The 15,190-nt window shown below is 74.1% G+C and carries 9 protein-coding genes and 1 pseudogene; 7 read left to right on the top strand and 3 right to left on the bottom strand.

Annotated features, from left to right (window positions below):
- The first annotated feature begins 716 nt into the window (after positions 1 to 716).
- From IE313_RS28525 to IE313_RS28510, 4 genes are all read left to right on the top strand, one after another.
- The gene (locus tag IE313_RS28525; RefSeq protein WP_189937253.1) at positions 717 to 3,083 is read left to right on the top strand and encodes a type IV secretory system conjugative DNA transfer family protein; all 2,367 of its coding nucleotides are present in this window, start codon (positions 717 to 719) and stop codon (positions 3,081 to 3,083) included.
- Positions 3,084 to 3,641: 558 nt separating this feature from the next.
- On the top strand, positions 3,642 to 5,324 hold the full coding sequence (locus IE313_RS28520; RefSeq protein WP_189937252.1) for a PucR family transcriptional regulator: 1,683 nt from the start codon (positions 3,642 to 3,644) through the stop codon (positions 5,322 to 5,324).
- Positions 5,325 to 5,704: 380 nt separating this feature from the next.
- Entirely contained in the window at positions 5,705 to 7,150 is a 1,446-nt protein-coding gene (locus tag IE313_RS28515) for an aldehyde dehydrogenase family protein (protein ID WP_189937250.1), read from the top strand.
- Between the two features lie 425 nt (positions 7,151 to 7,575).
- A complete protein-coding gene (locus IE313_RS28510; protein ID WP_189937248.1) occupies positions 7,576 to 9,534 on the top strand; it encodes an acyl-CoA dehydrogenase family protein in 1,959 nt (652 codons plus the stop codon).
- A gap of 245 nt (positions 9,535 to 9,779) precedes the next feature.
- On the opposite strand, the gene IE313_RS28505 is transcribed toward IE313_RS28510, so the two are convergent.
- From IE313_RS28505 to IE313_RS28495, 3 genes are all read right to left on the bottom strand, one after another.
- Positions 9,780 to 10,337 (bottom strand): hypothetical protein, encoded by a 558-nt coding sequence (locus IE313_RS28505; RefSeq protein ID WP_189937246.1) that lies wholly within the window; start codon positions 10,335 to 10,337, stop codon positions 9,780 to 9,782.
- Positions 10,338 to 10,387: 50 nt separating this feature from the next.
- Positions 10,388 to 11,524, bottom strand: coding sequence for a helix-turn-helix domain-containing protein (locus IE313_RS28500; RefSeq protein ID WP_189937244.1), 1,137 nt, complete (start codon positions 11,522 to 11,524; stop codon positions 10,388 to 10,390).
- Between the two features lie 176 nt (positions 11,525 to 11,700).
- Positions 11,701 to 11,907 (bottom strand): hypothetical protein, encoded by a 207-nt coding sequence (locus IE313_RS28495; RefSeq protein ID WP_189937242.1) that lies wholly within the window; start codon positions 11,905 to 11,907, stop codon positions 11,701 to 11,703.
- Between the two features lie 409 nt (positions 11,908 to 12,316).
- On the opposite strand from IE313_RS28495, the gene dxr reads away from it, so the two are divergent.
- From dxr to IE313_RS28480, 3 genes and pseudogenes are all read left to right on the top strand, one after another.
- On the top strand, positions 12,317 to 13,585 hold the full coding sequence (gene dxr, locus IE313_RS28490) for a 1-deoxy-D-xylulose-5-phosphate reductoisomerase (protein ID WP_189937240.1): 1,269 nt from the start codon (positions 12,317 to 12,319) through the stop codon (positions 13,583 to 13,585).
- On the top strand, positions 13,582 to 14,883 hold the full coding sequence (locus tag IE313_RS28485; RefSeq protein ID WP_189937238.1) for a M50 family metallopeptidase: 1,302 nt from the start codon (positions 13,582 to 13,584) through the stop codon (positions 14,881 to 14,883). The genes dxr and IE313_RS28485 overlap by 4 nt, the downstream gene beginning before the upstream one ends.
- Before the next feature lie 171 nt (positions 14,884 to 15,054).
- Positions 15,055 to 15,190, top strand: a pseudogene (locus IE313_RS28480) (flavodoxin-dependent (E)-4-hydroxy-3-methylbut-2-enyl-diphosphate synthase); the annotation flags it as partial.

Genomic DNA, 15,190 nt, shown 5'->3' with positions numbered 1-15,190 from the left:
GTGGTCGGTCGGCCGGTCGGTCGGTCGGCCGGTCGGTCGGTCACTGGTCGGTCGGCTCGCGGGCGGGTCGGCTCCGTGACTGGTGTCCGGCGGTCCGGCGGTCGCCGGGTCCGGACGGTCCACCGGTCGGGCGTGTACCGGTGGGGCGGACGGTGTCCGCCGGCCCGGCAGGGTGCCGGCAGGCCGGCCGGATCCGCCGGTACGGTCCGGGGGCCCACCACGACCCGTCGTATCCCTGTTCCCCGGATTCCCCGGGTTCCGTCGTACCACTGTTCTCCGGGTTCCCCGGATGCAGGGGGTTCCCCGGCTCTAGCGCCCGGGGAAGTCCGGGGTCCCGCGGAACCGCGGCCCGGGGACGTCGTCCCGCCGTGCCGCAGTCGTTGCTCTGGTTGCCGTCGTTGGTTGCCGTTGCTTCTGTGGGCGCTGTCGTCTTCCGGTTTCCTTCGCAGGCTAGGGCCCGGGGCGGGGTGGAGGCATGCTCCACGGGGGAGTTGTCGGGAGTAGGGGTTGTCCGTGGTGGACATAGCCACGGCACCGGCGCGCACCCCCCTCGTACCACCCCGGTACCACCCGGTGCCGCCTCCCGCGCGAGCGGGCCGGCGGTCCGGGGCGGTGGCGGATCACCACGGCTCGGGGGCCGTCGCCGGTGAACTCCCCCCGCACGGGCACTAGATTGACCCGCGAAGCGAGAGCGGCCGGTCAGGGGGACAGGGGCGATGGACAGGGACGGCACACAGGAGACACGGGGCACGCACGCCGTACCGGTGCCGCGACCGGCCGGGCCGCCGGGCGTCCCGCCGCGCCCCGGGTACCCGCCCCTGGCGCCGCCCGCGGCAGGTACCGCCGAATGGCTGAGCGGCCCGCGGCCGGCCGCCGCGCCCGGTGTGTGGCGGCACGGCCACCTGCCGCGGCAGCCCCAGGAGAAGACCGGCCGCGCCTCCGGCAGGGCCCTGCTCACGGGCATGTTCATCTCGTTCCTGCTGGGCTGGCTGGTGTGGTCCCTGTGGTTCAACGGGTTGGTCCCCTACCAGGCAGAACTGATCAAGTTCTTCTGGCCCGACTCATGGTGGTACGTGGCGACGCTCTCGCCGAGGCCGGAGTTCCAGATCCAGGCCAAGTCCGCCCACGCCGTCGTCGACGGGGTGTTCTTCCTGGCCGATGTCGTCGTCTTCGGCAGGCTGGGCAACTGGCCGGAGGGCATCCGGCAGTACGTCACCCGCCGCCCGCAGCCCCAGCGCGGTCTGATCGCCCTGCTCTGCGCGGTCCTGGTGGTACTCGTCGTCTCGACGCGGGCGGTGCCCGTCGTGGATCTCGTGTTCGGCGCGGTCGCCCTGGTGGCGGGCGGCGAACTCTTCCAGTCGCAGACCGTCGGAGACCTGGTCTCCCGCCTGACCTCACTGGCCGTACTGGTGCCGTTCGCGGTGCTCGGGGACTGGAGGGCGGTGCTGCGCAGGGCGCCCGGCGGGGCCGGCGGTCCGGTGCCCCCGTCCTCCGCCGCACCGGCCGCCGTGCTGCCTCCCGGCGAGTGGCCCGAGCTGCGCGCGGCGGGCCTCACCGAAGCCGCGGACCGGCTCGCCGCCGAGATACGCGCCGGGCGGATGAACGACGTCGACTACGCGCGGATCAACCGGTGCTGGGAAACGGCGCAGCGCACCCCCGACCAGCTCGCCGCGTTCACCGCCACCGTCCTCGAACAGGGTGCCGGCGCCTTCGCCCACCCCTCGGGCAGCCGGGACCTGCCCGAGCGTGCCGCCCGGCACGACCTGCTGACCGGCCAGGTCCGCATCGGCGGCTGCGCCGACAGCGAACGCAACCCCTTCGAGTACCGCGGAGCGGGCGCGGCGCTCGAGCCCGCGGTGCTCTCCACATCCCTGCTCGCGATCGGCCCGCCGGCAGCCGGCAAGACCGCGCACCTGGTCAGGCCGGTCGTCGAAACCCTCGCCCTCCAGGCGCTCGCCGGCCGGTGCGCCGTCGTCGCCGTCTGTGCCGCGGGCACCCCGCTCGGGCCCGACACCGCCTTCGACGTCGTGGTGCGGCCCGGCGATCCCGCGTCCGTGCACGACCTCGACCTCTACGCCGGTGCCACGGACCCCGATGAGGCGGCCGCCTTCCTTGCGGAGGGCCTGGTGGGCGACCTGGAGGGGGTTGACAGCAGGCGCGCCGCCACCGCCCTGGCCCAGCTCCTCGGCCCGTACCGCGCGGCCTACGGCCGCTTCCCCTCCGTGCCCGGACTCACCGAGCTGCTGCACGGCGCGACGCCTGCCCTGACGGCCCTGCGCGAGGCGCTCGCGGCCGCCGGGAACCATGCGATGCTGCGTGAGCTCGACGCCCGGCTGCGACAGGCCGCCAGCCCCTCCGACCCCGGCCTCGCACTGGCGGACCGGCTGGCGCTTCTCGACCGGCCGGCGTTCGCCGAATTCTTCGGCGCGGGCGAGAAGGCTGCCAGGACCTTCTCGATGCGGGCCGTGGCCCACCATCCGCTGCGGGTCCGCATCGATCTCCCGGAGCACCGGCACGAGGAGGCGGCCCGGCTGCTGACGCGGCTGGTGCTGGCGCAGTTCACCTCGATCGCCGCGGCCCGTACCGACCGCAGGTACTTCACCTGCCTCGTCCTCGACGACGCCACGCGCGCCCTGACCACGGAGACGGTACGCAGCATCCAGCGGCTGCGGTCGGTGAACGCGGGCGTGGTCCTCGCGCTGCGCACCATCGGAGACGTTCCGGAGGCGCTGCACGGCGCCCTGCACAGCGCGGTCGGCTGCCGGATGGCGTTCTCGGGCGTCACCACCTGGGACGGGCGGCGCTTCGCCGAGGCATGGGGCACGCAGTGGGTGGAGACCCGCGAGGTCGCCAAGCACACCGTCTTCGCCGACCAGCCGATGACCCGCGCCATCCACACGCTGCGCAAGCTCGTCACCGGAAGTGCGGTGACGACGGACGCCGTGACCGTTCGGCAGGTGGAGCGGGAGCGCTGGTCCGCCTCGGAACTGGCGCACGAGCTGCCGCCCGGCCACGCCGTGCTCTCCCTCACGAGCGTGCACGGCGAGCATGCCCCGCCGCTCCTGGTCGACCTGCGCGGCTGACCCCGCCCGGGAGACGGGAGGGCGCCGACCGCGCCTCCCACCCCGCGCCCCCTCCCGCGCGGGGCCCCGCTACGCACGCCCCGCGCGCCGTCCCCGGCACGCGCCCCCCGCGCGCCCCGCACACCCACCCCGACGCACGCCCCCGCGCCCCGCCGCACCTCGTACACGCCCCCGTACACGCCCCCCGCCCCGATACGCCGGAGAGCCGGGCCGGGCCCCGGGCCGCCGCGGGTGTGTCGGGGCTTCCCGTACTCCACCCCCATGTGCGGCGCGGTTCCGGTACCGCGGAGCGGGCGAATGCGGTGATCGGTTGGCGTGGATGCCCCGCGTCGGGCGTCGCATCCGCCCCCTACACTGAGGCAGAATTGATAGGGACCGTTCATACGAGACGGCCAAGTGATCAGTGAGGGCCGCGCGGGCGTCCGGATGGTGTCAGGTCCGGGCAGCACGTCCTCGTCGGCGTTCACCGCGTCACCGTGCCGGTACGGCCCCGTCAGCGTCCAGGGCGAGGTCCGCCGGTGCGCACGGCCCGTCACAGACCCCGAAGGCCCTGGCCCCATGCCTCCCACCCTCGCCTCGCTCGTCCACCACTCCGCCCTGAAGCTCACCGTGCGTGCGGCCGGGGACCGGCTGGACGTGCCCGTGCGGTGGGTGCACGCCAGCGAGCTCGCCGACCCGGTGCCGTACATGGAGGGCGGCGAGCTACTGCTGATCACCGCGCTGAAGCTGGACGCGGAGGACCACGACGCGATGCGCCGCTATGTGCACCGCCTGGTGCGCGCGGGCGTCGCCGGGATCGGCTTCGCGGTCGGCGTGCACTACGAGGACATCCCCCAGGCCCTGGTGGACGCCGCGGCGGCGGAGGGCCTGCCGCTGTTGCAAGTGCCCCGCCGCACCCCGTTCCTCGCCATCAGCAAGGCCGTCTCCGCCGCCATAGCCGCCGAGCAGTACCGCGCCGTCACCGCCGGCTTCGCCGCGCAGCGCGAGCTGACCAAGCAGGCGCTGGCCGACGGCCCGGAGCGGTTGCTCACCGCGCTCGCCGCCCAGGTCGACGGCTGGGCCGCGCTGTACGACGCGTCCGGCGCCGTGGTCGCCGCGGCACCGGAGTGGTCCTCACGCAGGGCCGCCCGGCTCACGCCCGAGGTGGAGCGGCTGCGTCGCAGGCCCGCACCGGCCAGCGCCGTCGTCGGCGGTGGCACCACCGACCGCAGGAGCGGCGCCGAGGACCGCGTCGAGCTGCACACCCTCGGCACCGGCCGCCGCCCCCGCGCCGCGCTCGCCGTCGGCACCGCCGCCGCGCTCGGCACCGCCGACCGCTACGCCGTGCACTCCGCGATCGCCCTGCTGACCCTCACCACCGAGCGCTCGCGCTCGCTGCACGCCGCCGAACTGCGCATCGGCGGGGCGGTGCTGCGCATGCTGCTCGCCGGCGAGCCCGACCACGCCCGCGCGGTCGCCGGCGACCTGTACGGGAACCTGCTCGACGCCCCCTACCGCATGGTCATCGCCGAGTCCGCATCCCCACCCGCCGCGCACGGCCTCCAGACCGCCGCGCCGCCGGCCCAGGCCAAGCCCTCCGCCGCCGCGCTGGCCGCCGCGGCGGCGCCGGGCACCGACCCGATCGAGGCGTTCGTCGACGTCGTCGAGGCGGCCGCCGCCCGGGCCGGCGAGGCCGTGCTCGTCGTCCCGGAGGGCGGGCGCATGGTGCTGCTCGCCGCCGACGGCGGTGCCGCGGCCGAGGCGTGCGCCGAGTACGCCGAGGCGCTGGAGGCGGCCCGCGGCGCCGCCGCGGACACGGCACCCGCGGACACGGCCGAGCTCGTCGCCGGGGTCTCCGCGCCCGCCGGGCTCAGCGGTGCCCCGGCCGCGTACCGGCAGGCCGAGCAGGCGCTCTCCGTGGCCCGGCGGCGCGGCCGCGCACTGGTCGAGCACGCCGAACTCGCCTCCGGATCCGTGCTGCCGCTGCTCGCCGACGACGCGGTCCTCGCGTTCGCCGACGGCCTGCTGCGGGCCCTGCGCGAGCACGACGCGCACGGCCGCGGCGACCTCGTCGCCTCGCTGCGCGCCTGGCTCGCCCACCACGGCCAGTGGGACGCGGCCGCCGCCGACCTCGGCGTCCACCGGCACACCCTGCGCTACCGGATGCGCCGGGTCGAGGAGATCCTCGGCCGCTCCCTGGACGACCCGGACGTGCGCATGGAGCTCTGGCTGGCCCTCAAGGCGACGGCGGGCGCGGAGTAGCGGCGGCCGCCGCACACCCACACCCCGCACACCCACACCCACACCCGCGGAACCCTGCGCCGCACACCGTGCGGAACTCGCGCCACGGGCGCCAGGGGCCGCCCGCCGCACACCGTGCGGAACTCGCGCCACGGGCGCCAGGGGCCGCCCGCCGCACACCGTGCGGAACTCGCGCCGCGCGCGCCACGGGCCGCCCGCCGCGCACCGCCCCGGCTGTTCCGCCACACACCCGCCGAAGGCCCGCGAACACCGTCGTCCTTCCGCCAAACCGGTGCGCCGGCGCCCGCCAATGCTACGCAGCGGACAAACGGCAACGGTTGCACGCGCCCCTACCGTGGAGGCCAAGAGACATCCCACCGCGGAAGGGCCGGGTCCCCACGATGACTTCCACGCATGCCTTCTGGCTCGCCGGGCGACAGGCCACCGGCGAGGCCACCATCGACGTCACCAGCCCGTGGGACGGGCGCCTGGTCGGCCGGGCGGCCGTGCCCACGGATGCGCAGGTCGAGGAGGCGGTGGCGGCCGCGTACGCGGTCAGGGACGAGTTCGCGGCGACGCCCGCGCACGTCAGGGCCGCGGCGCTCGACCACGTGTCGCGGCGGATCGCCGAGCGGAGCGAGGAGATCGCCGCGCTCATCTCCGCCGAGAACGGCAAGCCCATGAAGTGGGCACGCGGCGAGGTCGGCCGCGCCATCTCCGTCTTCCGGATCGCGGCCGACGAGGCCCGGCGGTACAACGGCGGCGAGGCGCAGCGTCTGGACGCCGACCTGAGCGGCGTGGGCCGGCTCGCCTTCACCCGGCGCTTCCCCAAGGGCGTCGTGCTCGGCATCGCGCCGTTCAACTTCCCGTTGAACCTGTGCGCCCACAAGATCGCCCCGGCGATCGCGGTCGGCACCCCGATCATCCTCAAGCCCGCCCCGGCGACTCCGCTGTCCGGTCTGCTGCTCGGCGAGCTCCTCGCGGAGACCGAGCTGCCCGCGGGCGCCTGGTCCGTGCTGCCGGTGCCCAACGACCGGATGCCCGCGCTGGTCCAGGACGAGCGGCTGCCGGTGATCTCCTTCACCGGTTCCGACAAGGTCGGCTTCGCCATCATGGACTCGGTGCCGCGCAAGCACTGCACCCTGGAGCTCGGCGGCAACGGCGCGGCGGTGGTGCTGGCCGACTACGCCTCCGACGCCGACCTCGACCACGCCGCGCAGCGCATCGCGGCCTTCGCCAACTACCAGGGCGGGCAGTCCTGCATCTCGGTGCAGCGGGTGATCGCCGACGCCTCGCTCTACGAGCGGCTGGTGCCGCGCATCGTGCGCGCCGTGGAGGCCCAGGTGACCGGCGACCCCGCCGACGACGCCACCGATGTCGGCCCGCTGGTCAGCGAGGACGCCGCACGCCGCGTGGAGTCCTGGGTGGAGGAGGCCACGGCCGCCGGCGCCACCCTGCTCACCGGTGGCAAGCGCGAGGGTGCCGCGTACGCGCCGACGGTCCTCGCGGACGTGCCCTCCGACGTGGCGGTCTCCTGCGAGGAGGTCTTCGGACCGGTCCTCACGGTCGCCAGGGCCGAGGACGAGGCCGCGGCGTTCGCCGCCGTCAACGACTCCAAGTACGGCCTCCAGTCGGGCGTCTTCACCCACGACCTCCAGGCGGCCTTCCGCGCCCACCGGACGCTGGAGGTCGGCGGCGTGGTCGTCGGTGACGTCCCCTCCTACCGCGCGGACCAGATGCCCTACGGCGGCGTCAAGCGGTCCGGCGTGGGCCGCGAGGGCGTGCGCTTCGCGATGGACGACTACACCTACGAGCGGGTCATGGTGCTGACGGGCATCGACCTCTAGGGCCCCTCCGGGTCCGCCGCGGGCCGCCGCCCGGTTCCCCCGCCCTCCGGCGGGCGGAGCGGGCGGCGGCCCGCGTGCGTCTCCCTCCGGGGCGGCGGCCCGCGGGTGTCCGGAGCGGTCCGCGTGCGTTTCCCGAGCGGCCCGTAGGCCGTTCACCTCTGCAACGGGCCTCCGTCGGACGGGCCTCCGCCGGACCCCCGGGGCTCCGACGGGTTCCTGGTCTCCCACGGGGCCCCGGCCTCCGACGGCCCCCGGGCGAGGGGGCACAGGGGGCGGCGGCAGCCGTGCCGAGCCGTCGGCTCACCCGCTCGTGTCGCAAACCGGCGTGACCCGATAGCCGCAGCCGATCGGGGGTATACGACCGAGTAGAACCGGCCGGTAACCACCGGTCGGCCGTCACGAGACCGCGGCGAGGTGAGCCCTCAATGTCCGCACCGACCACATCCGAGACCGCATCCGCCACCGGCCGTCCCGTGAGCGAGCGGGAGGCACGGCAGGTCGCGGAGGCAGCCCGCGAACAGCACTGGCGCAAACCGAGCTTCGCCAAGGAGCTGTTCCTCGGCCGCTTCCGCCTCGACCTGATCCACCCGCACCCGCTGCCGGACGAGGAGGACGTGCGCCGCGGCGAGGCCTTCCTCGCCGCGCTCCGCGACTTCTGCGAGACCAAGGTCGACGCCGCCCGGATCGAGCGCGAGGCGCGCATCCCGGACGAGGTGATCATCGGCCTCAAGGAGCTCGGCGCGCTCGGCATGAAGATCGACGAGAGGTACGGCGGTCTCGGCCTCACACAGGTCTACTACAACAAGGCCCTCGCGCTCGTCGGCTCCGCGAGCCCGGCCGTCGCCGCCCTGCTCTCCGCCCACCAGTCGATCGGCGTGCCCCAGCCGCTGAAGCTCTTCGGCAGCCAGGAGCAGAAGGACGCCTTCCTGCCGCGCTGCGCCCGCACGGACATCTCGGCGTTCCTGCTCACCGAACCGGACGTCGGCTCCGACCCGGCACGCCTGGCCACCACCGCGGTACCGGACGGGGACCACTACCTACTGGACGGGGTGAAGCTCTGGACCACCAACGGGGTGGTCGCGGACCTGCTGGTCGTCATGGCGCGGGTGCCCGAGTCGCAGGGGCACCGGGGCGGTATCACCGCGTTCGTGGTGGAGGCGGCAGCCGAGGGCGTCACGGTCGAGAACCGGAACTCCTTCATGGGCCTGCGCGGCCTCGAGAACGGTGTGACCCGCTTCCACCGGGTGCGCGTCCCGGCGGCCCACCGCATCGGCCCCGAGGGCGCGGGCCTCAAGATCGCGCTCACCACCCTGAACACCGGCCGCCTCTCCCTGCCCGCGGTGTGCGCGGGCGCCGGCAAGTGGTGCCTGAAGATCGCCCGGGAGTGGTCCGGCGCTCGCGAGCAGTGGGGCAGGCCGGTGGCCGGGCACGAGGCGGTGAGCGCCAAGATCTCCTTCATCGCGGCGACCACGTTCGCGCTGGAAGCGGTGCTCGACCTCTCCTCGCAGATGGCCGACGAGGACCGCAACGACATCCGCATCGAGGCCGCGCTCGCCAAGCTCTACGGCTCCGAGATGGCCTGGCTGATGGCCGACGAGCTGGTGCAGATCCGCGGCGGCAGGGGCTTCGAGACCGCCGCCTCGCTCGCCGCCCGCGGCGAACGCGCCGTCCCCGCCGAGCAGATACTGCGCGACCTGCGGATCAACCGGATCTTCGAGGGATCCACGGAGATCATGCACCTGCTGATCGCCCGGGAGGCCGTCGACGCCCACCTGTCCGTGGCCGGCGACCTCATCGACCCCGGAAAATCCCTCACGGAGAAGGCCAGGGCGGGTGTGAGGGCGGGCGGTTTCTACGCCCGCTGGCTGCCCAGGCTCGTCGCCGGTGCCGGACAACTTCCAGGCACCTACCCGCAGTTCCACCCCGCCGGCCACGCCGACCTCGCCGCGCATCTGCGCTACGTCGAACGCGCCTCCCGCCGACTGGCCCGCGCCACCTTCATGGGCATGTCCCGCTGGCAGGGCCGGATGGAGACCAAGCAGGGGTTCCTCGGGCGCATCGTCGACATCGGCGCGGAGCTCTTCGCGATGAGCGCCGCCTGCGTACGCGCCGAGCTGCTGCGCTCCCAGGGCGACCACGGCCATGAGGCCTACCGGCTCGCCGACGTCTTCTGCCGCCAGGCCAGGCTGCGCGCCGACGAGCTCTTCGCGCGGCTGTGGACCAACACGGACGCCGTGGACCGGGACCTGGTCAGGGCTGTCATGGAGGGTGCGTACGGCTGGCTGGAGGAGGGTGTGGTCGACCCCAGCGGCGAGGGCCCCTGGATCGCGGACGCCGCCCCCGGCCCGTCCCAGAAGGAGAACGTGCACCGCCGGATCCGCTGAGCCCCGGGCTGCGGGGCGCGAGCACGGCCGCGAGGCGTTGGCACGCAAGGACGGGCCGCGAGGCGTTGGCACGCAAGGACGGGCCGCGAGGTGTGAGCGCGGGGCGAGGCGCACGCGCGAAAGGAACGCGCGGCGGGCGCGAGGCGAGGCGCGCACTGCGCACCGCCCGCCGTACCCCACGTCCCCGCACTCCGCGCCCGCGCCCACGTTGCCCGCGCCCGCGTTCACATGCCAGCGCCCCGTCCTTACTTCCCCGTGCCCGTGCCCGTGCTCACGCCGCCGGCCCCGACCGGCGTCCGCCCCGTCCGCAGCGTCTCCACCGCGGCCCGCAGTTCCCCTCCGGACTGCTGGGCGAGGTGCCGCTGGAAGGTGAGCAGCCAGTAGGTGGCGCACTCGGCGTCGCAGCCCATCAGCTCGGCGATGTCCTTCGCGGGCAGCCCGAGCCCGTGGTGCAGCAGCCCCGCGTCCGCCGCGGGCCCTGCAACGAGCCGGTGCACCGCGTCCGCGGGCGGGCGGACGCGGCCGCGCAGCGCGATGGCCGTTTCGCGGCGCAGCAGGCGCCAGCCCACCGCCGCGGGACTGAGCATGAGGGCGGCCGGCCAGGCCACCAGCAGCTCCCCCAGGGCACAGCGGACGGTGTGCCGGGCGGCGGTGCCATCCCCGAGGCGGCACAGGGCGTAGGTGCGGTAGTGGGCGCCGTGCAGCATGCAGAACGCGCCGAACTCCAGCGGAAGGCTCACATCGATACCGTGGAACTCCAGTGGGGGGCTGGCGTCGACGCCACCGACATCGTCGCGGCACATACGGGCTCCTGAGCTGGGGGATCGGGACGGACGAGGGCCGGAAGGGGCGGTCACCCGAAGGCGGCCGCGGGGATGGCGGGCTGGCGGGGCGCCGTCCCGGGCGGTGGCACCTGCACCCCGCTCACCAGTGCGGACGCCTGGCACCACAGCCGCAGCACGTCCTCCTCCCGGCCGCCGAGCGCCGACACCAGTCGGGCGATCACCGTCCAGTCCGCCGGCGGCGGCGCCGCCGGGTCGACCAGGCAGGCCAACTGGTCGCGGCCGAGGCCCTGCGCCGGCCCGGCCAACGTCGGCAGATCGGGTTCGGCCGCGGACAGGTACAGGCCGCGCAGCGCGGTGCGGATCACCGCCCGCCCCTCGGCCGGTGACTGCGGCGGAGCGGGCGCGGTGCCGTGCGCCTGGCACCAGAGCTGGGCCAGGTCGTCCGGGTCGGCGCTGCACGCCTCGGCGAAGCTCGCCGTCACCTCCCACGACGGCAGCCGCTTGCCGGCCAGGACCAGCGACAGGTACGAGGCCGAGACACCGATGCGCCGGGCCAGCGAGCGGGCCGAGGTGCGGCGGGACGCGCGCAGGTGCCCCATGGCGAGGGCGAGCCGACCCGCCGCGTGTCTCTCCTGGCCCCCGGCCGGGGCGCGCGGGGGCGCGGGACGCCTGCCGGGGCCGCGCTGCGCCCCGGTTCGGGGTGCCGGGCCCAGCGCCTGCGCGGCCGGCGCGGGCGTCGGCAGGTTACGGGCGGCGGCCCTGCGCCTGCGGCGTTCGAGGACCCGGGCGACCTGATCGCTGGACCAGTGCCCGCGGGCCGACCCGGCGGCCATGCTGGTGGCCGTCCCGATCTGCGCCCAGGTGACACCGTGGCTGCGGGCCCTGCGGACGGCGACGGCGAGCATGTCCTCGGCGTCCTGCTTCATGGTGACCGCCCGGTGCACCAGCTCGATGGGGGCGTCGCGCGAACCGCTGTGGGCGGCGCCGGCCAGTTCCCGGGCGTCCCGCAGGGTCTCCTCCGCGAGGGCCTCCGCGGCCTCGTCGTGTTCGGGTGGCACCCCGGGCCGGACGGTGGTCCGCGCGCGGTAGGCGGAGCTGCGGCAGGAGGGACTGCAGAAGAGGGGCAGGCGGCCCCGGTTGCTGGGGCGCCGGAAGGTGCTTCCGCAGGAGGAGCACGTCAGATCGCTGGTGGGCCGGCTCGGCATGAGGACTCCTTCGGGACGCCCGGGCGGCACGGGTGCCCGGACGGCTGCTGCTCTCTCGTCACGTCGTCCGTGCCGGTTTGGCGGGTCGGCGCAACGAAAGGCGGGCCGCCCGGCCGGTGGGACAGCGGGGTGCCCGTGCCGGGTCGCGGCCGTGCGGACGCGGCCCGGCGGGCAGGTCAGGAGCGGTGGCTCCTGGCATAGCGGTAGGTGACGCTGCCTGCCGCCGTCAGAGTCGCGAGCGCGGCGGTGCCGAACACCGGGGCGGCCGGGACGTCGCGGATCAGCAGGACCAGCAGCACGGGCAGGGCGAGGAACGCCCCGAGCCGGATGTTGACCCGGCCGCAAACGACCCCCGATGTTTGGACGTCCCCGAAGGGAGACATGTAAGTTGCGTAACCGCTGGTCCGGCCCCCGTGTGGAGGCGGGACGGCGGCGAGGCGACGGGGCATGTGTGCTCCTTGTCTCGGTCATTTGATGAGCAGCGGGCCCCGGGTGGTTGGCAGACCGTGTTCCCGGGGTCGCGCTGTGTTCGCCGACCTTAACCGGTCGTATGACGCAGAGCGAACCTATCGTCACGTAAACAGGAAGTCCTTTCGGTCGCGTGGGAGAAATCGCAGGCAGCGGCATTTCTCACCTGAAAAAGTGTCATATGCCAGCGCAATGGCGGCAGTTCGATGCGCCCCCACGCCCCTGACCCGCGCCGTACCGGGGGCGCCGGGGCATCGGGCGGGGGGCGGCGCGCTGCCGGCGGCCCCTGTCGGGCCCCGCACCCGGAGCGGCAACAATGGGTCCATGAGCGACAGCCCATCCCCATCCCCCCTGGCGGACCCGCATCTCGTCTTCGACCCGGGCGGCGGCCCCTCGGCCCGCCGTGACGTCGTCGTCCTCGGCTCCACGGGTTCGATCGGCACCCAGGCCATCGACCTGGTGCTGCGCAACCCCGACCGCTTCCGCGTCACCGGCCTCTCCGCGGCCGGCGGACGGGTCGCGCTCCTCGCCGAGCAGGCGCACCGCCTGCGGGTGCGCACCGTGGCCGTGGCGCAGGAGGAGGCGGTGCCCGCGCTGCGCGAGGCGCTGGCGGAGCGCTACGGCGCGGGGGAGTCGCTGCCCGAGATCCTCGCCGGACCCGAGGCGGCCACCGAGCTCGCCGCCTCCGACTGCCACACGGTGCTCAACGGCATCACCGGCTCCATCGGCCTCGCCCCCACCCTCGCCGCCCTCGGTGCCGGGCGGACGCTGGCGCTGGCGAACAAGGAGTCGCTGATCGTCGGGGGCCCGCTGGTCAGGGCGCTGGCCAAGCCGGGCCAGATCATCCCCGTGGACTCCGAGCACGCCGCGCTCTTCCAGGCGCTCGCCTCCGGTACCCGCGCCCAGGTGCGCAAGCTGGTGGTCACCGCCTCCGGCGGGCCCTTCCGCGGCCGCGGCAAGGCGGAGCTGGCGCACGTCACCCCCGAGGACGCCCTCGCGCACCCCACCTGGGCGATGGGCCCGGTGATCACGGTGAACTCCGCGACGCTGGTCAACAAGGGCCTCGAAGTCATCGAGGCGCACCTGCTGTACGACATCCCGTTCGAGCGGATCGAGGTCGTCGTCCACCCGCAGTCGTACGTGCACTCGATGGTGGAGTTCACCGACGGCTCCACCCTCGCGCAGGCCACACCGCCGGACATGCGGGGGCCGATCGCCATCGGGCTCGGCTGGCCGGAGCGCATCCCGGACGCGGCCCCCGCCTTCGACTGGACCAAGGCCTCGACCTGGGAGTTCTTCCCGCTGGACACCGAGGCGTTCCCGGCGGTCGGGCTCGCCAGGCACGTCGGACAGCTCGCGTCCACGGCTCCGGCGGTGTTCAATGCCGCCAACGAGGAGTGCGTCGACGCGTTCCTGAACGGGGCGCTGCCGTTTCCCGGCATCATGGAGACCGTCACCGAGGTCGTCGCCGAACACGGCACCCCCCGTACGGGAACTTCACTCACCGTCGCGGACGTCCTCGAAGCGGAGACCTGGGCGCGCGCCCGGGCCCGTGAACTTTCGGCGAAGGCGACCGCGGAGGCCCGCACATGACGGCACTGATGATGATCCTCGGGATAGTCGTCTTCGCGATCGGGCTGCTGATCTCCATCGCCTGGCACGAGCTGGGGCACCTCTCGACGGCCAAGCTCTTCGGCATCCGGGTGCCCCAGTACATGGTCGGCTTCGGGCCGACCCTCTTCTCCAGGAAGAAGGGCGACACCGAGTACGGCATCAAGGCCATCCCGCTCGGCGGCTACATCCGCATGATCGGCATGTTCCCGCCGGGCGCCGACGGAAGGGTGGAGGCCCGTTCCACCTCGCCCTGGCGCAGCATGATCGAGGACGCCCGCTCGGCGGCCTTCGAGGAGTTGCAGCCCGGCGACGAGCACCGCCTCTTCTACACCCGCAAGCCCTGGAAGCGGGTCATCGTGATGTTCGCGGGCCCGTTCATGAACCTGGTCCTGGCCGTCGCGATCTTCCTCGGCGTGATGATGACCTTCGGCGTCGAGACCCAGACGACGACCGTCGGCAAGGTGTCGGACTGCGTCATCCAGCAGAGCGAGAACCGCTCCACCTGCCACAAGGACGACAGGCCCGCCCCCGCCAGGGCCGCCGGGCTCAAGGCCGGTGACAAGATCGTCGCGGTGGACGGCCAACCCATGAAGGACTGGTCCACCCTCCAGGACACCATCCGGAGGACGATCGGCCCCGCCACCATCACCGTCGAGCGCCACGGCGTCCGTGAGACGCTCCATGCGGACCTGATAAAGAACCAGGTCAGCAAGGTCGACGGGCATGGCGGCTACGTGAACGGCAAGTACGTCTACGCCGGCTTCCTCGGCTTCAGCCCCGCCTCCGGCATCGTCAAGCAGTCCTTCGGCAGCTCGGTGGACCGGATGGGCGACATGATGGAGCAGGGCGTCGACTCGCTGATCTCGCTGCCCTCCAAGATCCCGGCTCTGTGGGACTCGGCCTTCGGCGGCGCGCCGCGCCAGCCCGACTCCCCGATGGGCGTGGTCGGCGCGGCCCGGGTCGGCGGCGAGGTGTTCACCCTGGACATCCCGCCGCAGAACCAGATCGCGATGATGCTGTTCCTCGTCGCGGGCTTCAACCTCTCCCTGTTCCTGTTCAACATGCTCCCGCTGCTCCCGCTGGACGGCGGGCACATCGCGGGTGCGCTCTGGGAGGCACTGCGCCGGCACACGGCCCGGCTGGTCAAGCGGCCCGACCCGGGCCCCTTCGACGTCGCGAAGCTGATGCCCGTCGCCTATGTCGTCGCGGGGATCTTCGTCTGCTTCACGATCCTGGTGCTCATCGCCGACGTCGTTAACCCGGTCAAAATCTCCTGATCGCCGCGGGTTCACGGCGGCCGGGCACTATGGCGCCCGGCCGCCCCGCAGGAGTGAAGCAGGGGCCGGGATGAGCTCCGGATGTGCTCCGGTGTACGCCTGTGCCGTAATCTCGGACCCCGAGCCCGCCCATGACGGGGCCTTGATCCACACCTTGGGGTTGCACAGCAGATGACTGCGATTTCTCTCGGCATGCCGTCCGTTCCGACCAAGCTCGCAGAGCGCCGCAAGAGCCGGCGGATCCAGGTGGGGTCGGTCGCCGTGGGTGGGGATGCGCCGGTGTCGGTGCAGTCGATGACGACGACGC

The sequence above is a fragment of the Streptomyces sulfonofaciens genome (assembly GCF_014656295.1).
GTDB classification, from domain to species: domain Bacteria; phylum Actinomycetota; class Actinomycetes; order Streptomycetales; family Streptomycetaceae; genus Streptomyces; species Streptomyces sulfonofaciens.
Note: the sequence above shows the minus strand (reverse complement) of the source record. Positions and strands in the feature narration are given on the sequence as shown.